We start from the raw sequence: 20,859 nt of genomic DNA, 5'->3' as shown, positions 1-20,859 counted from the left end.
ATGCGTCAGCACCCGTTGGGAATCTACGAGAAAGCACTGCCGAAACACCTGAGCTGGCCCGAGCGCCTGGCGCTGGCCAAGGCCTGCGGCTTCGACTTCGTCGAAATGTCGGTGGACGAAAGCGATGAACGCCTGGCGCGCCTGAGCTGGAGCAAGGCGCAGCGCTTGGCGCTGGTGGAAGCCGTGCTGGAAACCGGCATCCGCATCCCGTCGATGTGCCTCTCCGGCCACCGGCGCTTTCCGTTTGGCAGCCACGATCCGGCGCTGCGCCAGCGCGCCTTCGACGTGATGGAACAGGCCATTCAGCTGGCCAAAGACGTTGGTATCCGCACCATCCAGCTGGCCGGCTACGACGTGTATTACGAAGAGCAGGACGAGGGGACGCTGGCGCGCTTTAGCGAAGGCATGCAGTGGGCGGTAGAGCGTGCCGCCGCCGCCCAGGTGATGCTGGCGGTGGAAATCATGGATACCGCCTTTATGAACTCGATCGGTAAATGGAAAGCCTGGGACGCCCTGCTGGCCTCGCCGTGGTTCACGGTGTATCCGGACGTCGGCAACCTCAGCGCCTGGGGCAATGACGTGCCGCGCGAGCTGGAGCTGGGCATCGATCGCATCGCCGCCATTCACCTGAAAGACACCTACCCGGTCACCGCCGTTTCGCCGGGACAATTCCGCGACGTGCCGTTTGGCGAAGGCTGCGTCGACTTCGTCGAGGTGTTTCGCACGCTGCAGCGCCTCAATTACCGCGGCGCATTCCTGATTGAGATGTGGACCGAAAAAGCCGAGGAGCCGGTGGCCGAGATCGTTCAGGCCCGCCGCTGGATCGAACAGAAAATGCAACAAGGGGGCATGACATGCTGACTCAGTTAAAACAACAGGTGCTGGAGGCCAATCTCGATCTGCCGCGCCATAAGCTGGTGACCTTTACCTGGGGCAACGTCAGCGCGGTGGATCGCGAACGCGGCCTGGTGGTGATCAAGCCTTCCGGCGTTGAATACGAGCATATGACGGCGGAGGATATGGTGGTGGTCGATCTGGCCAGCGGCCGCACCGTCGAGGGGGTAAAAAAACCGTCGTCGGACACCGCCACCCATCTGGCGCTGTACCGCGAATTCGCCGATATCGGCGGCATCGTGCACACCCATTCGCGCCACGCCACCATCTGGGCGCAGGCCGGGCTGGACATCCCCGCCTGGGGAACCACCCACGCCGACTACTTTTATGGCGCGATCCCCTGCACTCGCCTGATGACCCAGGATGAAATTGAGCACGATTACGAACTGGAAACCGGCAACGTGATTATCGAAACCTTCCGCCGGCGCGATATTAATCCCAACGCGATCCCGGCGGTACTGGTCAACGCCCACGGCCCCTTCGCCTGGGGCAAAGACGCCCACAATGCGGTGCATAATGCGGTGGTGCTGGAAGAAATTGCCTACATGGGCATTTTCTCGCGCCAGCTGACGCCGGGCATTCACAGCATGCAGCGCGAACTGTTGGACAAACACTACCTGCGCAAACACGGCCAACACGCCTACTACGGGCAGTAGCGCGCCGGGGCTTTAACCGTGGCACCCGATGCTTTGCCGCATCGGGTGCCAACGGGCATGAGGCGCAGTGTAGCGAAAACCGCATTCGCTCATCGACGCGAAATTCGCTATCATCCGCACCCACCCTCCAGCCGGCCGCCCGATGTCTACGATCACCGATACCTTTATCGCCCCGCCATGCCATGACCAGATAGAGATCCTCTATCAGGACGATCATCTGGCGCTGATCAATAAGCCGGCCGGGCTGCTCAGCCTCTCGGGCAAAAATCCGCAGAATCTCGATTCGGTACACCACCGGCTGGTACAGCTGTTCCCCGGCTGCGCCCTGGCGCACCGCCTGGATTTCGGCACGTCCGGTTTGATGGTGGTGGCCCGCAACAAGGCCGTCAACGCCGCGCTCTGCCGGCAGTTCAGCGAACGCACCGTCGGCAAAGTGTACAGCGCGCTGCTCTGCGGCCATCTGGCGGATAACGAAGGGGTCATAGACGCAGCGATCGCCAAAGATCCGGCGTTGTTCCCGCTGATGTCGATTTGCGCCCTCCACGGCAAGCCCGCCCGCTCCCGCTATCGGGTCGTCGAACGTTTTTATCGTGAAATGGAAGGCGGGATCTCGCTGCCGCTGACGCGGGTGCAGCTCACCCCGGAGACCGGACGCACCCACCAGCTGCGTATTCACAGCCGGCAATTGGGCCATCCTATTTTAGGTTGCGATCTGTATGGCGGGCGCCTGCTGCCGGGTACCGAGCAGACGCCGCGGCTGATGCTGCACGCCAGCGAGCTGGACTTTGTGCACCCCATCAGCGGAGAGCGGATAGCCGCTCGTCACGCCGCGCCGTTCTGAACGCGGCTTACCACATCAAATCGTCGGGCACTTTAAAGTCGGCGTACGGATCGTCTTCATCCTGCTCTTCCTGACTCAGCGCACTGTGCAGCACTATGCTGCCCGCATCGCGCTGCGCGATTTTATCGGCGACGCTCGCGGGGATAATCGCGTATTCACACTCTTCCCGGTTCTCGATCAGCAAACGCGCAATGGCGAGGCGGCCATTGATCAGCTGCGTCTGGGTCGCTTTATCCACCAGGATTTTTTTGATCAGGTTACCGTCGGTGAAGTTGAAACCGATATCGCCTTTCGCCAGGACGATGCGGTTCATCTCGATCAGCTGCTTCACCTGCGCCTTGTATTCTTTGGACAGCGCGGCCTGCTTTTGCTTCTCGCTCAGTTGCTTATCGCGCTCAAGCTGCGCCTTTTTATTCTCTTCCACCGCCTCTCTGGCCTCGCGCGCCTGAACGCGTGATTTTTTAGCCGTTCTCTGGACTTTGGCCATTTTCTTGCTGGTTACCAAGCCCGCTTTGAGCATCTGCTCTTGTAAGGTGAGTTTTGTCATGTTCGTGTCTGAAGCCTTGGGGTCATGGGGGGATTATACCCGTAATTTTTCAGGCTGCACCAGCTTGCCGGGCGGCTGCACCGCAGGGCAACGGCGGCAAACCCACCTGAACCCCAGATCATGAATGTGGCTCATGTAGTAATGAAATTAAGTCTCTTTCACTCCCACCGGGACTCTGGCAAAAATAGACCTCATTAACGACAGACAATATGAAATTGGCTGAATGAAAAAATATAAAAACAAGCCATTGAAATAAATGGATAAACCCAGCCTTCATATCATATAACAGGATGCTATAAGACGATGAATAGAGACTTTACCTTTACGATTAAGAGCAGTTCTTTCAATGAAGATTATAACCCTTCTGAAAATACGCGTATCACCACCAACTTCGCCAATTTGGCCAGAGGGGAAAACCGCCGGGAGAACCTGCGCAACACGCTGGTGATGATTAACAACCGCTTCAATTCGTTGGCGCATTGGGATAACCCCAAGGCCGATCGCTATGCGGTCGAGCTTGAAATCATTTCGGTTGAGATGCGCATTGAAGATCACAGCGCCAGCTTCCCGGTAATAGAAATCCTGAAAACCAACATCCTTGATAAAAAAACGCAAACGCGTATCGAGGGCATCGTCGGGAACAATTTCTCCTCTTACGTGCGCGATTACGACTTTAGCGTCTTGCTGCCGGCGCACAATAAAAACACGGCGGAATTTACCATTCCGGATGATTTCGGCGATTTGCACGGCAATATCTTTAAGCACTTCGTCAATTCAAACGAATACCATGAGAATTTCAGCAAACCGCCGGTGATCTGCCTCAGCGTGTCCAGCAAAGACACCTATCATCGGACGGGCAATCAACACCCGGTCTTGGGCGACGAGTATCGGCAAGACGGCGCTTCGCTGACCGACCGGTATTTTAAAAAAATGGGCCTGCAGGTGCGCTACTTCATGCCGAAAAATAGTGTCGCGCCCCTGGCGTTTTATTTCCCCGGGGATTTGCTGAGCGATTACACCGATCTGGAGCTGATTGGCACCATCAGCACGATGGAGACCTTCCAAAAAATCTATCGGCCTGAAATTTACAATGCCAACTCGGCGGCGGGGCAATGCTATCAGCCAAGCCTGAATAACCAGGATCATTCATTAACCAAGATTGTTTACGATCGCGAAGAGCGTAGCCAGTTGGCGATTGAGCAGGGGAAATTTACGGAAGAGCAATTTATCAAACCCTACAAGCCTATTCTTGAGCAATGGTCTGCTCACTACGCGCTTTGATTCACTTAAATACAGGTCACCTATCATGAAAATATTGCTCCCCACATCGACCGCCGGCAGCTTACCCAAACCGGTCTGGCTGGCCCAACCGGAAACCCTGTGGTCGCCCTGGAAATTGCAAAATGAAGAATTAATCGAAGGCAAGCAAGACGCCCTGCGTTTGTCGCTGGCAGAGCAACAACAGGCCGGCATCGATATCGTCAGCGATGGCGAGCAAACGCGCCAGCACTTCGTCACGACGTTTATCGAACACCTCAGCGGCGTCGATTTCGAGAAACGCGAAGTGGTTAAAATCCGCAATCGCTACGAGGCGAGCGTGCCAACCGTGGTGGGGGCGGTCTCGCGTCAAAAGCCCGTTTTCGTTGAAGACGCCAAATTTTTACGCCAGCTGACCCAGCAGCCGATTAAATGGGCCCTGCCGGGGCCGATGACCATGATCGACACGCTCTATGACAACCACTATAAAAGCCGCGAGAAATTGGCCTGGGAGTTCGCCAAGATCCTCAATCAGGAAGCCAAAGAGCTTGAGGCCGCCGGCGTCGACATTATTCAGTTTGATGAGCCCGCATTTAATGTGTTCTTTGACGAGGTGAATGACTGGGGCATCGCCGCCCTGGAAAGAGCCGTTGAAGGGCTTAAGTGTGAAACCGCCGTACATATCTGCTATGGATACGGCATTAAGGCCAATACCGACTGGAAAAAGACGCTGGGCTCTGAGTGGCGGCAATATGAAGAGGCGTTTCCCAAGCTGCAAACGTCGACTATCGATATTATCTCGTTGGAGTGCCATAACTCGCACGTGCCGATGGATCTGCTTGAACTGATCCGCGGCAAAAAGGTGATGGTCGGCGCCATCGACGTGGCGAATCATGCCGTTGAGACGCCGGAAGAAGTGGCCGACACGCTGCGCAAAGCGCTGCAGTTTGTCGATGCCGACAAGCTCTATCCGTCGACCAACTGCGGCATGGCTCCCCTGCCTCGTCAGGTCGCCCGCGGCAAGCTGAATGCGTTAAGCGCAGGCGCCGAGATCGTGCGCCGAGAGCTGTTGGCCAAATAACCGCGCCAGCGCCCGCCGCAGTAGCCTCCTGCGGCGGGCGATTATCAATCGACTCCTTCTCCCCGCAACGCCCCCGCGCTGGTGTATACTCGGATTTCTACGCGATGCCAGCCACAGCGGCCTGAACGGCCCCTCAGCCAGCCCACACCAGCTTAATAACAGTGGAACCCTCATGAGCCCAGATACCGCTCGCATCAGCGAAATCATCGATCGCGCCAGGATCTCACCCTACCAAATCCTGATCCTGACCTTATGTTTCCTCATCGCCCTGCTGGACGGCTTCGATACCGCCATCATCGGCTATATCGCCCCGGCGCTGCGCGAAGAGTGGGGCCTGCAGCCAGCGCAGCTCTCCCCCGCCTTCGGTGCGGGATTGTTCGGTCTGCTGATCGGCAGCCTGCTGTTCGGGCCGATCGCCGACGCTATCGGCCGCAAGCGCGTACTGCTCGTCGCGGTGCTGGTGTTTGGCGGCTGCACCCTGGCTTCAGCCTATGCGCATTCGATCGAATCCCTGACCTGGTTGCGCTTTATCACCGGCATTGGCCTCGGCGGCGCGATACCGACCTGCATCACCCTCAGCTCTGAGTACTCACCGGCGCGCCGGCGCATGTTGATGGTCACCCTAAGCTGGAGCGGCTTTACCGCCGGGCTGGCCCTGGGCGGCCTGCTGGCCGGGCAGATCATTCCAGCGTTCGGCTGGCGCGGCCTGCTGCTGGTCGGCGGCATTGCACCGTTGGCGCTGCTGCCGCTGTTGGCCTGGCAGATGCCCGAGTCGGTGCGCTTTATGGCCGCCAGCGCCAAACATGCCGATCGGCTGCGCCGGGTGGTCGAGCGTATCACCGGCCAGCGTTGGACGGGGGGACCCATTGTCGATGACGAGCGCCCGGCGCAGGCCAGGTCGCCGATCTCGCACCTGTTTATCGAAGGGCGCGCCGTGCGCACCCTGCTGCTGTGGGCGGCATTCTTCTGTTCGCTGTTCGTGTTCTACCTGCTCACCAGTTGGCTGCCGACGATCCTCAAAGACGCCGGTTTCGATATCGCCCACGCCTCGCGCATCGGCGCGATGGTGCCGCTCGGCGGCACCCTGGGCGCCATCCTGATGGCGCTGCTGATGGATCGGGTCGGGCCCTATCGCGTGCTGGCCTTCTCCTACCTGGGCGCCGCGCTGGTGATCGGCGCTACCGGTTACCTGATGGGCGACGCATACACGCTGGCCGCCGTCGTGTTCCTGATAGGCTTCGGCGTGGCCGGCGCGCAAAACGGCCTGAATCTGGTTTCCGCCACCCTTTACCCGACCGCAGCCCGCGTGACCGGCGTCAGCTGGGCCATGGCCAATGGCCGCTTCGGCTCGATCGTCGGCTCGATGCTCGGCGCCTGGATGATGACCGCCGCCGGTTCGCCGGAAGTGTTCTTCCTCTGGCTGGCGCTGCCGGCGCTGCTGGGCGCAGTCGCCATCTTCCTGCTTTATCGCCTCAGCCTGCGCCGCCGCGCGCCGCTCACCGAACCGGCGGCCGGCATCTGAACTCGCGGAAAATAAAAGGCCGAGACGCCATCAGTGACGTCTCGGCCTGCAATCAAAAAGGGGGCCAAGGCTCCCTTCTGCGTTATTCCGCCTTGGCGGAAGCGTCTTCGGTGCGATACAGGTGCACGTCCATTTGCGGGAACGGAATGCCGATGTTGTGGGCATCCAGCGCGCGCTTGAAGTTTTCCATCAGATCGAAGTACACGTTCCAGTATTCCGCGTTGGTGGTCCAGGAACGGGTCACGAAGTTCAGAGAGGACGGCGCCATCTCGTTCAGACGCACGGTCACGCCTTTAGCGTGCATGATGCGCTTGTCGGCGGCGATCACGTCGCCCAACACCTTCTTCACCACGTCGATATCGGCGTTGTAGGCCACGCCTACCACGATGTCCACACGGCGGTTCGGTTCGCGGGAGTAGTTGATGATGTTGCCGGCGATGATTTTACCGTTCGGCACCACGATGGTTTTGTTGTCTGCGGTACGCAGGGTGGTGGAGAAAATCTGCACCTGATCGACGGTACCGGCCACGCCGCCCAGATCGACATACTCACCCACGCGCAGCGGGCGGAAGATCACCAGCAGCACGCCGGCGGCGAAGTTGGACAGCGAGCCTTGCAGCGCCAGGCCGACGGCCAAACCGGCGGCACCCAGCACGGCGATCACCGAGGTGGTCTGCACGCCGACGCGCCCCAGCACCGCGATGAAGGTGAACGCCAGCACGCCGTAACGTACGATCGCCGACAGGAAGTCCGCCACCGTGGCATCGATGCCGCGCAGCTTCATTACGCGGTTCAGCGCATTGCCGACCACGCGGGCCACGATCGAACCGATGATCAGGATAACGATGGCGGCGACGATATTCACCGCGTACTGGATCAACAGATCCTGGTTCTTCACCAACCAGTCTCCGGCACCGTTGATGCCGTCTACTACATTCAAATCTTTCATTCGTGTCGTCCTAACTCAGTCCCTAACGGGAGAAACTCGCAAAAATACACTGGCTTCGGCAGCCAGTAGGAAACCACCGCCTAAGGGTAACCAACATTAAAGGCTCATGCCAACCGTCAGCGTTAAAAATAGCCGAAACCGCCCGCCGCTTCTTCTATGCTGAAAACAGCGCGTTGGCCATTTCACGACAAGGGATCCGTTCTTCATGCACATTCGCTCTTCGCTCAAACACTATTGGCAAGTGCGGCCCAGGCTGCTGCTTTCCGTCGGCGCCGGGCTGTTGTGCTTTTTGCTGCTGCCGGCCCAGCTCTCGTTGCTGCAGCGTTTGATGATCGGCTGGAATACGCTGGCCTGGCTCTATCTGCTGTTTCTCTGGCGGCTGATGCTGGTCAGCACGCCGCAGCACATTCGCCAGATCGCCCGGCGACAGGATGAAAGCGCCAGCACAGTGTTGGCGCTGGTCAGTTTCGGTTGTCTGGTGAGTATTCTGGCGATCCTGTTCGAATTGAGCAGCGCCAAACAGGCCAGCGACTCGCTGAAAACCCTGCATCTGGCACTAACCGGCGGAACGCTGGCGGTCTCCTGGCTGCTGCTGCCGACCGCCTTCACCATGCACTATGCTCATCAGTTTTATCGCCAGGGCGCACAGCAGGATCCTTTGCCGCTGCTGTTCCCCGGCAATCTCACCGAGCCAACCTATCTGGACTTCGCCTACTTCTCCTTCACCATCGCGGTCGCGTCGCAAACCGCCGACGTGGCGGTCGGCGCCGCGGAGGTGCGTAGAATCGCGCTCGTGCAGTCGGTCATTTCGTTCGTGTTCAACATGCTGATCCTGGGCCTGTCTATCAACGTCGGCGCCGGCTTGCTGAGCTGAAAACGAAAAAGGCTCCCCGCAGGGAGCCTTTTGCATCGTGCAACAGCTGGCGAAGATTACAGAACGTCTACCGCGTTCAGATCTTTGAAGGCCTGCTCAAGACGCGTCACCATGCTGGTCTGCGCTGCGCGCAGCCAGACGCGTGGATCGTAGTATTTCTTGTTCGGCTGATCGGCGCCTTTCGGGTTGCCCAGCTGGCCCTGCAGGTAAGCTTCGTTCGCTTTGTAGTACTGCAGGATGCCGTCCCAGGTCGCCCATTGGGTGTCGGTGTCGATGTTCATCTTGATCACGCCGTAGCTGACGGACTCTTTGATTTCCGCATCGCTGGAACCGGAACCGCCGTGGAACACGAAGTTCAGGCTGTTATGCGGCAGGTTGAATTTCTCGGAAACGTATTTCTGAGAATCGCGCAGGATGGTCGGAGTCAGCTTAACGTTACCTGGCTTGTACACGCCGTGCACGTTACCGAACGATGCAGCGATGGTGAAGCGCGGGCTGATGGCGTTCAGTTTTTCGTACGCGTAAGCCACGTCTTCCGGCTGGGTGTACAGCGCGGAAGCGTCCATATGGCTGTTGTCCACGCCATCTTCTTCACCGCCGGTGCAGCCCAGTTCGATTTCCAGCGTCATGCCGATTTTGGCCATGCGCTTCAGGTAGGCGCTGCAGATCTCGATGTTTTCTTCCAGAGATTCTTCAGACAGATCGATCATGTGGGAAGAGAACAGCGGTTTGCCGGTAGCGGCGAAGTGCTTCTCACCGGCGTCCAGCAGGCCGTCCAGCCATGGCAGCAGTTTCTTCGCGCAGTGGTCGGTGTGCAGGATCACCGGCACGCCGTAGTGTTCAGCCATCTGGTGAACGTGGTGTGCGCCGGAGATAGCGCCCAGAATCGCTGCGCCCTGAGGCACATCGGTCTTCACGCCTTTGCCGGCGATAAACGCGGCGCCGCCGTTGGAGAACTGAACGATGACCGGCGCGCGCACTTTAGCCGCGGCTTCCAGCACTGCGTTGATGGAGTCGGTACCCACGCAGTTTACCGCTGGCAGCGCAAAGTTGTTCTCTTTAGCAACTGCGAAGACTTTCTGAACGTCATCACCCGTGATGACACCCGGTTTTACGAAATCAAAAATTTTAGACATGTTACTTTGTCCTGTTTCGTCGGCCGTAGATGGATGTAAATCGATGTTTTCACGCCGCGCAGCGTTAGCCGCGCGGTATAAAACAAACGGGCGGCTTTCGCCTCCCGTTGTCTGAATTACTGCTTAGCGCGCTCTTCCAGCATCACGACTGCAGGCAGCGGTTTCCCTTCAACGAATTCCAGGAATGCGCCACCGCCGGTGGAGATGTAGGAAATTTTGTCAGCGATACCGAACAGATCGATGGCTGCCAGAGTGTCGCCGCCGCCAGCGATAGAGAAAGCGTCGCTATCGGCGATCGCGCGGGCGACAATTTCGGTGCCCTTACGGAAGTTAGGGAACTCGAATACGCCAACCGGGCCATTCCACAGAATGGTCTTGGCGTTCTTCAGGATAACGGCCAGACGCTCGGCAGAGACGTCGCCCATATCCAGAATTTGCTCGTTGTCCTGGATCTCGCTCGCCGACTTCACGGTCGCGGTTGCGGTTTCGGAGAACTCGGTCGCTACGCGCACGTCGGTCGGCACCGGAATGTCGCAGGTTTCCAGCAGTTTCTGCGCGTTCGGGATCAGGTCAGGTTCGTACAGGGACTGGCCCACGTTGTTGCCCTGCGCCGCCACGAAGGTGTTGGCGATGCCGCCGCCGACGATCAGCTGATCGGCGATTTTGGACAGGGAATCCAGCACGGTCAGTTTGGTGGAGACTTTAGAACCGCCCACGATGGCGACCATCGGACGGGCCGGGTTGCCCAGCGCTTTGCCCAGCGCTTCCAGTTCGGCGGACAGCAGCGGGCCGGCACAGGCGACAGGCGCGAACTTGCCCACGCCGTGGGTGGAAGCCTGCGCGCGGTGCGCGGTGCCGAATGCATCCATCACGTACACGTCGCACAGCGCCGCGTATTTCTTGGACAGGGTTTCGTCGTCTTTCTTCTCGCCCTTGTTGAAGCGGACGTTTTCCAGCACCACCAGTTCGCCTTCGGCAACGTCGACGCCATCCAGATAATCCTTCGCCAGACGCACTGGGGATTTCAGGTGGTCTTTCAGGTAGTTGACCACAGGCAGCAGGGAGAATTCTTCGTTGTACTCGCCTTCGGTAGGACGACCCAGGTGGGAGGTTACCATCACGCGGGCGCCTTGCTTCAACGCAGCTTCGATAGTCGGCAGGGAAGCGCGGATACGCGCGTCGGAAGTCACTTTACCGTCTTTTACCGGCACGTTCAGATCGGAGCGGATCAGTACGCGTTTACCCGCCAGATCCAGATCGGTCATCTTAATTACAGACATGGTGAACCCTCTTTATTGAATCTCTATAAAATTGCCTGAGCAGCGCGCCAATCACGCCGGCGCCGCCGTACTAGAAACCGCTGGCGGCCATTGCCCGTGTTGTATCCAACATCCGATTGGCAAAGCCCCATTCATTGTCGCACCAGACCAAGGTCTTTATCAGGTGCTGCCCGCTGACCCGGGTCTGCGTACCGTCGACGATAGCGCTGTGCGGGTCATGGTTAAAATCGATCGAGACCAATGGTAATTCCGTGTAGTCAACTATACCACGAAATGATTCCCGTGCGGCCTTTTGCAACAGCTGGTTGACCTCCGCCACCTTCACCGCGGCGCTCACGCTGACGCTCAGATCGATAGCCGTCACGTTAATGGTCGGCACGCGCACCGAGATCGCCTCGAAGCGGTCGCAAAACTGCGGGAAGATACGGGTGATGCCCGCAGCCAGCTTGGTATCGACCGGAATGATCGACTGGCTCGCCGCGCGGGTGCGCCGTAAATCCGCGTGATACGCGTCGATCACCGGCTGATCGTTCATCGCCGAGTGAATGGTGGTCACGGTGCCGGATTCGATGCTGTAGGCGTCGTCCAGCAGCTTGATCACCGGAATAATGCAGTTGGTGGTGCACGAGGCGTTGGACACGATGCGATGTTCCGCCAGCAGCGTCTGATGGTTAACGCCGAACACGATGGTGGCGTCCAGATCGTTGCCGCCCGGGTGGGCGAACAGCACTTTCTTCGCCCCCGCCGCCAGATGGGCTTCGCCATCCGCCCGGCTGCCGTACACGCCGCTGCAGTCCAGCACCACGTCGACGCCCAGTTCGCCCCAGGGCAACTGCTCCACCGCCGGCTGATGCAACAGGCGAATCGCGTCGTCCCCGACGCTCAGCGTGTCGCACTCCTGCCGCACATCCCAGGCGAAGCGGCCGTGGCTGGAGTCGTACTTCAGCAGATGGGCCATGCCCTCGGCGTTCGCCAGCTCGTTGATCGCCACCACGGAGATTTCCGCCCGTCGTCCCGATTCGTACAGTGCGCGCAATACGCTGCGGCCGATGCGGCCAAAGCCGTTTATCGCTATGCGGATGGTCATGCTGCTCCTGAAAAAGGGCCGTCCACGCCGGGTGACTCACCGGCGCCGCCCGGCGCTGACTGGTTGTCTCACTAACCCGCATAGAGTAGTGGATCGTACCGCCCGCTGTGAATCGCCGAGTTTGCATTATTCCCGCGCTTCAGCGGTTTTTCACCGCCGTCACATCGGCATTTCTGTTGAAGAGCGCTTCAACTGAAACGCTTCAGCTGAGCATAAACCAAAGTTTTGGCAAAAGGAACAGGTGCAACAGTCCCGCAAGTAACGGAGGGGAGTTTTACGAGCATAAGATGATCTGGCGCACATTTTTGGCCTTAAGATCGCGGTGGATTTTCGCTCGCCGCCCCCGTTTCGCCGTAGTGCTCGCGGAAATAGTCGCGCAAAAATTCGACCGTCACCCGCACTTTCGCCGACGTTGCCAGCCGGGAAACGTATACCGCTAGCGGTTTAACTCTGTAAACGAAACGCCCGCATCGGCGGGCGTCCTGGTTAGGCTTTCGGGAATATCCACAGATGCTCGGCCGGCAGGGAGAGCCGGCACAGCGCCCGATCGCGCGCCTCATGCCCATAGGCGCGCACCACGAAGTCTTCGGCCACGGTGCGGAACAGGTATTCCCAGCGATCGCCAAGATACATGCTGGTCAGCAACGGCAGCTCAAGCTGGTTGCCCTGCGGATCTTCGCCCAACTGCACGCGCTCCACGCGGATCACCGCCGTGCCCTCCTGCCCGACCTGCACGCCTGCGCCCGCTTTGCCCCACAGAGCCCAATCCTTGCCTTCGATGCGCGCCCGGTCGCCTTCCAGCGCCACGATCTTGCCCGGCAAGCGGTTGTTGCTGCCCATGAACTCGGCGGTGAACAGCGTGGTGGGCGAGCCGTACATCTCCTGCGGCGTGCCCTGCTGTTCGATTTTGCCGTTATTGAGCAGCAGGATGCGATCGGAAATGGCCATCGCCTCGTTCTGATCGTGAGTCACCATCAGCGCCGACAGACCGAGCTTGATGATCAGCTCGCGCAGGAATACCCGCGCCTCTTCGCGCAGCTTGGCGTCGAGGTTGGACAGCGGCTCATCCAGCAGGATCACCGGCGGGTTGTAGACCAGCGCACGCCCGATCGCCACGCGCTGCTGCTGGCCGCCGGAAAGCTGGTGCGGGTGCCGCTTGGCCAGATGCCCCAACCCGAGCTGATCCAGTACCGCCTGCACTCGCTGGGCGATTTCCGCCGAGCCGGTCTTACGCAGCTTCAGCGGGTAAGCGACGTTCTCAAACACCGTTTTATGCGGCCACAGGGCATAGGACTGAAACACCAGCCCCAGGTTGCGCTCTTCGGCGGGAATTTCGCTGCGCGCGCTGCCGTTGTACACCGCGCTGTTGCCGATGACGATCCGCCCCTGGCTCGGTTTCTCCAGCCCGGCCACCGCCCGCAGCAGCGTGGTTTTGCCACTGCCCGACGGGCCCAGCAGCGAGACCACTTCGCCCCGTTTCAGATCCATCGACACCCCTTTCAGCACCGGGTTGTCGCCATAGGTCAAATGCAGATTCTCTACCGAAAGTTCAATCATGTAATTTCACTCCAAAGCGCAAGGCGATCCCCAGCCCCAGCACCACCAGCAGAATATTGATGAACGACAGCGCGGCGACGATATCGATAGCGCCCGCGGCCCACAGAGAAACCAGCATCGAGCCGATGGTTTCCGTGCCCGGAGACAGCAGATACACCCCGGTGGAATATTCGCGTTCAAAAATCAGGAACATCAGCAGCCAGGAGCCGATCAGGCCATAGCGCGACAGCGGAATGGTGACGTGGCGGGTGATCTGGCCGCGGCTGGCGCCGGCGCTGCGCGCCGCCTCTTCCAGCTCCGGCCCCACCTGCAGCAACGTGGAAGAGATCAGCCGCAGGCCGTAGGCCATCCACACCACGGTGTAGGCCAGCCAGACGCTGAATATGGTGCTGCGCAGCGAACGCAGCCAGACAATCCAGTTAGCACGCAGCCATTCGGCCATCGGCAACGCCGACAGCCAGCCTTCCTTGAGCGATTTGTCCAGCCACATCGGCAGGAACAGGAACACCCACAGGAATGCCAGACCGGCCAGCAGCCCCGGCACCGCGCGCGGCACCAGCACGCTGTAGTCGAGGAAGCGCGTGGCGCCATCCGGCTTGCGGTGCATCGCGATGCCGATAAACAGGTAGCACGCCACCGCCAGCGCCCCGCCGATCACCCCGATCGCCATCGAGTTGACGATGGCGCGCAGCAGGTTGGGCTGCGCCCAGATGGTGCGAAAGGTGTTGATCGACAGTTCGTCCCAGACAGACACGCCCACGCCCCAGTTGGAGATAAAGGCGCGCAGCACCACGCCGATCAGCGGCACGCCGATGGTCACGGTCAGCCAGAACACCACCACCGCGCCGGCCACCCAGCGCCATTTACCCAGCGGCAGCGCGCGGGCCTGCGAGGCTTTGCCCTTGACGGTGACAAAGCGGTTGGCGGTGCGCATCAGCCGGCGCTGCAGCATCACCAACGGAATAGTGATGCAAATCAGCACCACCGCCACCGCCGCCATCAGATGGTAAGACGGCGTGCCCAGCTTGTTGGTCAACTGGTACAGGTAGGTCGCCAGCACCAGGTTGCCTTCCGGATCGCCCAGCACCAGCATCAGGCCGAACACTTCCAGCCCGAGGAAGAACAGCAGCACCCCGGCGTACAAGATAGACGGCCGCACCATCGGCAGACTGACGGCGGTCATCACCTGCAGCGGTGTGGCGCCGGCGGTGCGCGCCGCTTCTTCAACGTCGGAGCCCACGCTGCGCAGCGCCGAGGAGATGTACAGGTAGGCATGGGGCACGTGCGTCAATCCGGCTATCACCACGATGCTGGCCATTGAGTAGATGTTCCACGGCACGAAGCCCAGCAGCGCCTCCGCCCACAGCGAGAAGAAGCCTACCGGCCCCGCCGCCACCACGTAACCGAAACCCAGCACCATCGGCGACACGAAGATCGGCACCAGAATCAGCGGTTCGATGATTCGCCGCCCCGGCAGATCGGTGCGCACCATCAGGAAGGCTAAAATACCGCCGAGCGGGATGGCGATAATCACCAGGCCGAATGCCAGAATAAATCCGCTTTTCAGGGCTTTGTAGAAATCCGGGTCGGTAAAGATGAACTCGAAGGCCTCAAGGCTGAAGACCTTGGAAGGAGAGAAAAACGGTGCCGAGAGGAAGCTTTGAATGATGATAAACGACAGGGGGACATAGATAACCAGCGCGGTTATCAACACCACCAGGCCGCGCGGCAGGCTCTGCCACTTTCTGCGCCATGCTTGCATAAATGCTCCCTATGGTTGTAAACGACGACCAAAGGGCGCGCGCCCGTGCGACAGGCGCGCGTCCGAATGCAGTCCCTGTTATTTCGCCGCGGCGGCGCGCCATTGTTTGATGTAGTCGAGACGCTTGGCCGGCTGCAGATATTCCAGCAGGCTGTCATCGACCGGGATCGGCTTGAGCGCGTTACCCAACAGCTTGGTCATGCCATCGATGTCGTTCTTGCCTTCGATGTCGTTGCGGATCGAGGGGATATCGGCCTGATTGGCGAGAATATTTTGCCCTTTCTCCGACAGCACGTAGTCGAACCACAGCTTGGCGGCGTTAGGGTTGCCGGCCTCTTTGCTGATGAAGCTCACGCGCGACAGCACCAGGGTGTAGTCTTTCGGATAGACGATGCCGAGCGACGGGTCGCTCTTGGCGCGAGCCTCGGCGTACGAACCGAGGATATTGAAGCCGATCAGGTTTTCACCGGAGGAAACGCGTTCCATCATGGTGCCGGTGGAGGATTGCACCGCCAACCCGCCCTTGGCCACATCGGCCAGCGTTTTGAAGTAGTTGGGATCGGCCTTGAAGTCCTGCACCGACAGCATGAAGCCGACGCCGGATTTTTCGATGTCGTAGGTGGTGACTTTCTTCTTGAATTTGTCCGTCTGGCCGGCGATCAGCTTGGCCAGCGCCGCATGCGAATCCGGCACATCGCCTTGCGGGATCAGGCGTTTGTTATAGATAAACACCACCGGCTCGTAGGTGGTGCCATACACCTTCTCTTGCCATACCGCCCATTTCGGCAGCTGAGCCTGCTCGGGGGAGGCATATTCCTGCGCGTAATCGCCCGCCAGTTTCAAAATGGTGTCCATCGACGAACTCCACACCACGTCGCCGCTGGTGCCGCCGGCCGCCTGCTCGCTGATAAAGCGGTTATACAGTTCGGTGCTGTTCATGTCGTTGTATTCGACCTTGATGCCCGGATACAACGCCTCGAACCCCTGGATCAGCGGCGCCGCCGCCTTGGTGTCGGTGGTCGAGTAAATCACCACCTTGCCTTCTTTCTTCGCGCCGTCGACCAGTTTCTGATAGTCGGCGGGGTAGCCCGCCGGGAAGGCCGCATAGGCGGAAACGGAGCCCAGCAAGGTGATTGCCGCTACGGTCGCGCTGATTTTTTTCATCATCATCATCCATCCCCTGATCACATTTAATAAACCAAAAATTAACATATAGTTAATAACTGAGACGTAGCAACGGCGTTGCTTTGTTATCTTTCGGTTTTGTGAGGTTGGACGTTTTTCAGCCAATAAAAAAGCCCGGCAGCGCGGGCTTTACGGCACTTCCAGTCGCAAACTATTCGGCCAGGCGAGAACGCCGCAGCAGGCGAATTCGCTGTACGATGGCTACCCCCAGCAGGGTCAGGGCAAACCCCGCCAACTGCACCAGCGACAGCGCCTCGCCAAACAGCGCATAAGCCTGCAGCGCTGCCGCCGGCGGCACCAGCAGCATCAGCGCGGTAATGCGAGTCAAATCGCCGTGGCGCACCATCCAGATGAACAGCGCGGTGCCGCCCAGCGACAACACGCCGGCCGACCACAGCAGCGAGAACCACAGCGTCGGCGAATTGTCCCAGGCGCCGGAGCCCATCACGGCCGCCAACGCGCCGGTCACGATCGCCGCACCGAGGTGCTGAATGGCGCCCGCAGCCCGCAGATCGGCCGCCGCCAGCGAAGACTTCTGCACCATGATGCCGATCGTCAGCGCGACGATGCTGCCAAACCCCATCAGGATCGGCAACAGCGCCATATTGCCGACATCAATGCCGGTCAGCCGGGGAGAAAGCACCAGCGCAACGCCGATAAAGCCGATCGCCAGCCCGGCCCAGGAGCGTAACCCTATCGATTTGCGCAGCACCAACGCGAAAATCAGCGCGGTGAACAGCGGCTGCAAGCCGCCGATCAGCGACATCACCCCGGCCGCCAGGCCGTTCGCTACCGCCCACCAGCTTGCAGCGAGATAAACGCCATTCATCAACATGCCGGTCAGCAGGTGCATCACGAACTGCCGCCCCTTGGGCCAGGCGCAGTGCAATGCCAGCAAAGCGAATACCGCGGCGGCGATCAAAAAGCGAAAGGTCAGGAAAAGGTTGGGATCGGCATGATCCGCCACCGCCCGCGCGGCAATAAAACCCGTCGACCAAATTAATATCAGGAAAAACGGCGCGATAAATGCCTTTCGCCGATCGCGTTTTTCACGCGGGGTTATTTCCATATCACTACCTGAAAGAATGCGGTTGATGAATGAAGGCATACTAACCAATTTAACACGGGCTTAACAGTGCCGAGCGGACGCCCAAGTTCAGATGGTACACATAATTACCGGTGAATAATGAAGTTTCAATTTCATATAATTCATCAAGCTTATAATTAATTACGCTACGTTACGACAATGTAAATTAATTGCTACATCGGGTATAAATATTCCCCTCTTGGCGACATTGTCGGGATAATTCCCCTTTGCTAGCCTTTCTGAAGCCATTTAATTAACGGGACTGACTCATGGCCGAAATCACTGATTTTATGAAACTGGATATGCGTATTGGCGAAATTATTTCCGTGGAATATAACGACAAGGCGTTAAAACCCGCCTATAAGCTGCGCATTGATTTCGGCGAGGAAATTGGCATTAAAAACAGCTCGGCACAATTATGCGAAAACTATCAGGAAGATGACCTGCTTGGCAGAAAAGTCATCTCCGTCGTTAATTTCCCCGCCAGGCGGGTTGCCGGATTTAAATCCGAAGTGCTGGTTCTTGCCGCGGTCACCAGGGATCAAGGCACCGTCTTGCTGAAACCCGATTTCGACGTGGAGATCGGCAGCAAGATTTTATAACCGCCCCATCATTCGTGAGGCCACCGAGAAATGCGACAGTTATCTCTGCTTGATGAAGTTAAGAAGGCATACCAGGAACACCGTTCAGCCTTTATCCCCGGCGCTACCATGCAGGCAATCCTGCTGGCGCTGGGCGCGCGGCCGGAAGATTTCGCCAGGCTGCAGCAGGTCAGCGCCAATCTGGCGGACGATCCCACGCTGCCTTTCCGCAAGTCCAGAAACGGCCGTTTCTGTTTCGACTTCGATCGCGCCCGGATTGAGCGGCTGGAGTTCCAGCCTTTCGTGCTCTCGGTCGAGGAAGACTTCATCCGCTACGATTCGGGAAAGGTGCGCCATTTCCGCGGCATCAACGACGATCTGCAGTTGAATACGGCCTTTCAGGCGCTGATGAAATTCAAAGCCTACGTGATCGATGGCGTGAGCGTGACGCCGCGCCCCCGGCTTAATCAGGAGATCAACAAGTTCGTCTGCACCGTGTTCAACCTGCGCACCGTCACCACGCCGCAGATGCTGGGCGAACCGGCGCTGGAAGGCGTGCACAGCGACGGCGTCGACCACACCATGACAACCTTCCTCGGCTGCGACAACATGACCGACGACAGCGCCAAGACCTTTATTCACGATATGCGCGAAACCAGCGGGATCAAATTCGATCGGGCCCGGCCGGAATGGATTTTGGGCGAAATACAGCATCGGCATTTCCTCGACACCCTGCTGATTGTCGACCACGAGCGCAAACACAGCCTCTCTCCGGTGAAAGCGCAGGACAAACGTAAGGATTCAACCCGCGATATGCTGATCTTTTTCACCCGCAAACCGGTCGAAGACGGCCACGTCTCTTTCGCGTATGATTCTTTCAAGCCGCACATCGAAATTCCGCTGTCGATAGACATGGTGGCGCGCTAACGCGCTGCCGGGCCGGCCGCCATGATCCCTCTGTGCGGCCGGTTCACGCCAGGATAAACAACGCTGGATTAATCAGGTTTTTGTCGCCGAATTATTATATCCTGCCGGACGAAAATTTTTGCGGGCGCTCGCTGCCCCACGCGCCAGCCCTCTGCAGGCGGGCCGTTTATTTCATGAATACAGGCAGTGCCATACCGTTATGACCAAGAGTTTATCCCCGAAAGACATTATCGCCCTGGGCTTTATGACCTTTGCCCTGTTTGTCGGCGCCGGCAACATCATTTTCCCGCCGCTGGTGGGGCTGCAGTCCGGCGAACATCTGTGGCCGGCCGCCCTCGGGTTTATGGTGACCGCCGTCGCCCTGCCGGTGATCGCCGTGATCGCGTTGGCGCGCGTCGGCGGCAGCATCAGCCTGCTTACCGGCCCCATCGGCCGCACCGCCGGCCTGCTGCTGGCGACCGTCTGCTATCTGGCGCTCGGCCCGCTGTTCGCCACGCCGCGAACCGCCAATGTCTCTTTCGCCCTCGGCATTGCGCCTTTCACCGGCGACGGCGCCCTGCCGCAGTTCATCTACAGCCTGCTGTTCTTTACCCTGGCGATGATTGTGTCGCTATATCCCGGACGGTTGCTCGATAACGTCGGCCATATTCTGGCGCCGCTGAAAATTCTGGCGCTGGCCGCGCTCGGCATCGCCGCCCTGATCTGGCCCGCAGGCGCGCCGCTCTCCGCCGTCGGCAGCTATCAGGCCGCGGCGTTTTCCACCGGCTTCGTACAGGGTTATCAAACCATGGATACGCTGTCGGCGCTGATGTTCGGTTCGATTATCGTTACCGCCGCACGCTCGCGCGGCGTCAGCGACAGCGGGTTGCTGCTGCGTTATACGCTGTGGGCCAGCCTGATCGCCGGCGTCGGCCTGACGCTGGTCTATATCTGCATGTTCAAACTCGGCGCCGGCAGCGGCAGCCTAATCGAGAATGGCGCTCAGGATGGCGCGGCAATCCTGCACGCCTATGTACAGCACACCTTCGGCGATCTGGGCAGCGTCTTTATGGCGGTGCTGATGTTCATCGCCTGCCTGGTGACAGCGGTCGGCATGACCTGCGCCTGCGCGGACTTCTTCTCCCGCTACCTGCCGCTCTCTTACCGCACGCTGGTGGTCATCCTCGCCCTCTTCGCCATGCTGGTCTCCAACATGGGGCTGGCCAATCTTATCCGCGTCTCGCTGCCGGTGCTGACGGCGATCTACCCGCCCTGCATCGCGCTGGTGTTGCTCAGCTTCAGCCAGAACCGCTGGCGCAGCGCCAGGCGCGTCTTTGCGCCAGTGATCGCCACCAGCCTGGTGTTTGGCCTCGCCGACGGCCTGAAGGCTTCCAGCTTCAGCGGCCTGCTGCCCGCCTGGTTCGATAAGCTGCCGCTGGCCGAGCAGGGTCTGGTCTGGCTGCAGCCTACGCTGTTGGTGCTGTTGCTGGCGGCCGCTTACGACCGGTTGCGCAGCGCCGAAAGCGCCAACGCCGCGTCGTAATCGCGATTTCCGCCCATAAAAAAAGCCGGTCATCATGACCGGCTTTTTTATCGGCTGGCGCCAGGCCGCTTACTTCAGCAGCGCCTGCGCCTTCGCCACCACGTTGTCCACGGT

Annotated in this window: 19 protein-coding genes and 1 pseudogene; 10 read left to right on the top strand and 10 right to left on the bottom strand. The window is 59.3% G+C overall.

What is annotated here, in order from left to right; all coding sequences use genetic code 11:
• The 3 genes from MMS95_RS14080 (at position 1) to MMS95_RS14070 (ending at position 2,391) form a co-directional block, all read left to right on the top strand.
• A complete protein-coding gene (locus MMS95_RS14080) occupies positions 1 to 861 on the top strand; it encodes an L-ribulose-5-phosphate 3-epimerase (RefSeq protein WP_082997448.1) in 861 nt (286 codons plus the stop codon).
• Positions 855 to 1,550, top strand: coding sequence for an L-ribulose-5-phosphate 4-epimerase (gene araD, locus MMS95_RS14075; RefSeq protein ID WP_079452420.1), 696 nt, complete (start codon positions 855 to 857; stop codon positions 1,548 to 1,550). Before MMS95_RS14080 ends, araD begins: the two co-directional genes overlap by 7 nt.
• A gap of 142 nt (positions 1,551 to 1,692) precedes the next feature.
• Entirely contained in the window at positions 1,693 to 2,391 is a 699-nt protein-coding gene (locus MMS95_RS14070; protein WP_049277087.1) for an RluA family pseudouridine synthase, read from the top strand.
• A 7-nt stretch (positions 2,392 to 2,398) separates the two neighbouring features.
• Here MMS95_RS14070 and MMS95_RS14065 read toward each other — a convergent pair whose 3' ends face one another.
• The gene (locus MMS95_RS14065) at positions 2,399 to 2,938 is read right to left on the bottom strand and encodes a DUF2058 domain-containing protein (protein WP_242141791.1); all 540 of its coding nucleotides are present in this window, start codon (positions 2,936 to 2,938) and stop codon (positions 2,399 to 2,401) included.
• Positions 2,939 to 3,241: 303 nt separating this feature from the next.
• Here MMS95_RS14065 and MMS95_RS14060 point away from each other — a divergent pair, with 303 nt between their 5' ends.
• The 3 genes from MMS95_RS14060 (at position 3,242) to MMS95_RS14050 (ending at position 6,798) form a co-directional block, all read left to right on the top strand.
• Entirely contained in the window at positions 3,242 to 4,219 is a 978-nt protein-coding gene (locus MMS95_RS14060) for a DUF1852 domain-containing protein (protein WP_049277091.1), read from the top strand.
• Positions 4,220 to 4,244: 25 nt separating this feature from the next.
• Positions 4,245 to 5,276, top strand: a complete 1,032-nt coding sequence (locus tag MMS95_RS14055) for a methionine synthase (RefSeq protein ID WP_015378990.1) — start codon at positions 4,245 to 4,247, stop codon at positions 5,274 to 5,276.
• A 172-nt stretch (positions 5,277 to 5,448) separates the two neighbouring features.
• Positions 5,449 to 6,798: an aromatic acid/H+ symport family MFS transporter gene (locus tag MMS95_RS14050; protein WP_118891721.1), complete on the top strand. Its 1,350-nt coding sequence runs from the start codon at positions 5,449 to 5,451 to the stop codon at positions 6,796 to 6,798.
• 82 nt (positions 6,799 to 6,880) lie between these two features.
• Here MMS95_RS14050 and mscS read toward each other — a convergent pair whose 3' ends face one another.
• A complete protein-coding gene (gene mscS, locus MMS95_RS14045; protein WP_015378992.1) occupies positions 6,881 to 7,747 on the bottom strand; it encodes a small-conductance mechanosensitive channel MscS in 867 nt (288 codons plus the stop codon).
• 205 nt (positions 7,748 to 7,952) lie between these two features.
• Here mscS and MMS95_RS14040 point away from each other — a divergent pair, with 205 nt between their 5' ends.
• A complete protein-coding gene (locus MMS95_RS14040; protein WP_049186806.1) occupies positions 7,953 to 8,621 on the top strand; it encodes a DUF1345 domain-containing protein in 669 nt (222 codons plus the stop codon).
• Positions 8,622 to 8,677: 56 nt separating this feature from the next.
• Here MMS95_RS14040 and fbaA read toward each other — a convergent pair whose 3' ends face one another.
• The 8 genes and pseudogenes from fbaA to MMS95_RS14000 form a co-directional block, all read right to left on the bottom strand.
• Complete coding sequence (gene fbaA, locus MMS95_RS14035) at positions 8,678 to 9,757, bottom strand: class II fructose-bisphosphate aldolase (protein WP_004931586.1); 1,080 nt, start codon at positions 9,755 to 9,757, stop codon at positions 8,678 to 8,680.
• A 116-nt stretch (positions 9,758 to 9,873) separates the two neighbouring features.
• Entirely contained in the window at positions 9,874 to 11,037 is a 1,164-nt protein-coding gene (gene pgk, locus MMS95_RS14030; RefSeq protein WP_004931584.1) for a phosphoglycerate kinase, read from the bottom strand.
• 70 nt (positions 11,038 to 11,107) lie between these two features.
• Entirely contained in the window at positions 11,108 to 12,124 is a 1,017-nt protein-coding gene (gene epd / locus MMS95_RS14025; protein WP_004931582.1) for an erythrose-4-phosphate dehydrogenase, read from the bottom strand.
• Positions 12,125 to 12,435: 311 nt separating this feature from the next.
• Positions 12,436 to 12,561, bottom strand: a pseudogene (locus tag MMS95_RS14020) (LysR family transcriptional regulator); the annotation flags it as partial.
• Between the two features lie 49 nt (positions 12,562 to 12,610).
• Positions 12,611 to 13,681 (bottom strand): ABC transporter ATP-binding protein, encoded by a 1,071-nt coding sequence (locus tag MMS95_RS14015; RefSeq protein ID WP_015379001.1) that lies wholly within the window; start codon positions 13,679 to 13,681, stop codon positions 12,611 to 12,613.
• On the bottom strand, positions 13,674 to 15,443 hold the full coding sequence (locus tag MMS95_RS14010; RefSeq protein ID WP_004931567.1) for an iron ABC transporter permease: 1,770 nt from the start codon (positions 15,441 to 15,443) through the stop codon (positions 13,674 to 13,676). Before MMS95_RS14010 ends, MMS95_RS14015 begins: the two co-directional genes overlap by 8 nt.
• 78 nt (positions 15,444 to 15,521) lie before the next feature.
• On the bottom strand, positions 15,522 to 16,610 hold the full coding sequence (locus tag MMS95_RS14005) for an ABC transporter substrate-binding protein (protein ID WP_041922370.1): 1,089 nt from the start codon (positions 16,608 to 16,610) through the stop codon (positions 15,522 to 15,524).
• Positions 16,611 to 16,779: 169 nt separating this feature from the next.
• Entirely contained in the window at positions 16,780 to 17,697 is a 918-nt protein-coding gene (locus tag MMS95_RS14000; RefSeq protein ID WP_004931563.1) for a DMT family transporter, read from the bottom strand.
• Positions 17,698 to 17,984: 287 nt separating this feature from the next.
• On the opposite strand from MMS95_RS14000, the gene MMS95_RS13995 reads away from it, so the two are divergent.
• The 3 genes from MMS95_RS13995 (at position 17,985) to brnQ (ending at position 20,745) form a co-directional block, all read left to right on the top strand.
• A complete protein-coding gene (locus MMS95_RS13995; protein WP_004931561.1) occupies positions 17,985 to 18,317 on the top strand; it encodes a tRNA-binding protein in 333 nt (110 codons plus the stop codon).
• A gap of 30 nt (positions 18,318 to 18,347) precedes the next feature.
• A complete protein-coding gene (locus MMS95_RS13990; RefSeq protein ID WP_033632129.1) occupies positions 18,348 to 19,223 on the top strand; it encodes a 2OG-Fe dioxygenase family protein in 876 nt (291 codons plus the stop codon).
• A 199-nt stretch (positions 19,224 to 19,422) separates the two neighbouring features.
• Entirely contained in the window at positions 19,423 to 20,745 is a 1,323-nt protein-coding gene (gene brnQ, locus MMS95_RS13985; RefSeq protein WP_242141790.1) for a branched-chain amino acid transport system II carrier protein, read from the top strand.
• Positions 20,746 to 20,859: the final 114 nt, after the last annotated feature.

The organism is Serratia sp. PGPR-27, from assembly GCF_022678525.1.
GTDB classification, from domain to species: domain Bacteria; phylum Pseudomonadota; class Gammaproteobacteria; order Enterobacterales; family Enterobacteriaceae; genus Serratia; species Serratia nematodiphila.
The sequence above is the reverse complement of the archived record's forward strand: the minus strand, read 5'-3'. Positions and strand labels throughout refer to the sequence as shown.

Coding starts and splice junctions, on each gene's coding strand:
- MMS95_RS14080 (WP_082997448.1), top strand. CDS start 1: ATGCGTCAGCACCCGTTGGGAATCTACGAGAAAGCACTGCCGAAACAC.
- araD (WP_079452420.1), top strand. CDS start 855: ATGCTGACTCAGTTAAAACAACAGGTGCTGGAGGCCAATCTCGATCTG.
- MMS95_RS14070 (WP_049277087.1), top strand. CDS start 1,693: ATGTCTACGATCACCGATACCTTTATCGCCCCGCCATGCCATGACCAG.
- MMS95_RS14065 (WP_242141791.1), bottom strand. CDS start 2,938: ATGACAAAACTCACCTTACAAGAGCAGATGCTCAAAGCGGGCTTGGTA.
- MMS95_RS14060 (WP_049277091.1), top strand. CDS start 3,242: ATGAATAGAGACTTTACCTTTACGATTAAGAGCAGTTCTTTCAATGAA.
- MMS95_RS14055 (WP_015378990.1), top strand. CDS start 4,245: ATGAAAATATTGCTCCCCACATCGACCGCCGGCAGCTTACCCAAACCG.
- MMS95_RS14050 (WP_118891721.1), top strand. CDS start 5,449: ATGAGCCCAGATACCGCTCGCATCAGCGAAATCATCGATCGCGCCAGG.
- mscS (WP_015378992.1), bottom strand. CDS start 7,747: ATGAAAGATTTGAATGTAGTAGACGGCATCAACGGTGCCGGAGACTGG.
- MMS95_RS14040 (WP_049186806.1), top strand. CDS start 7,953: ATGCACATTCGCTCTTCGCTCAAACACTATTGGCAAGTGCGGCCCAGG.
- fbaA (WP_004931586.1), bottom strand. CDS start 9,757: ATGTCTAAAATTTTTGATTTCGTAAAACCGGGTGTCATCACGGGTGAT.
- pgk (WP_004931584.1), bottom strand. CDS start 11,037: ATGTCTGTAATTAAGATGACCGATCTGGATCTGGCGGGTAAACGCGTA.
- epd (WP_004931582.1), bottom strand. CDS start 12,124: ATGACCATCCGCATAGCGATAAACGGCTTTGGCCGCATCGGCCGCAGC.
- MMS95_RS14015 (WP_015379001.1), bottom strand. CDS start 13,681: ATGATTGAACTTTCGGTAGAGAATCTGCATTTGACCTATGGCGACAAC.
- MMS95_RS14010 (WP_004931567.1), bottom strand. CDS start 15,443: ATGCAAGCATGGCGCAGAAAGTGGCAGAGCCTGCCGCGCGGCCTGGTG.
- MMS95_RS14005 (WP_041922370.1), bottom strand. CDS start 16,610: ATGATGAAAAAAATCAGCGCGACCGTAGCGGCAATCACCTTGCTGGGC.
- MMS95_RS14000 (WP_004931563.1), bottom strand. CDS start 17,697: ATGGAAATAACCCCGCGTGAAAAACGCGATCGGCGAAAGGCATTTATC.
- MMS95_RS13995 (WP_004931561.1), top strand. CDS start 17,985: ATGGCCGAAATCACTGATTTTATGAAACTGGATATGCGTATTGGCGAA.
- MMS95_RS13990 (WP_033632129.1), top strand. CDS start 18,348: ATGCGACAGTTATCTCTGCTTGATGAAGTTAAGAAGGCATACCAGGAA.
- brnQ (WP_242141790.1), top strand. CDS start 19,423: ATGACCAAGAGTTTATCCCCGAAAGACATTATCGCCCTGGGCTTTATG.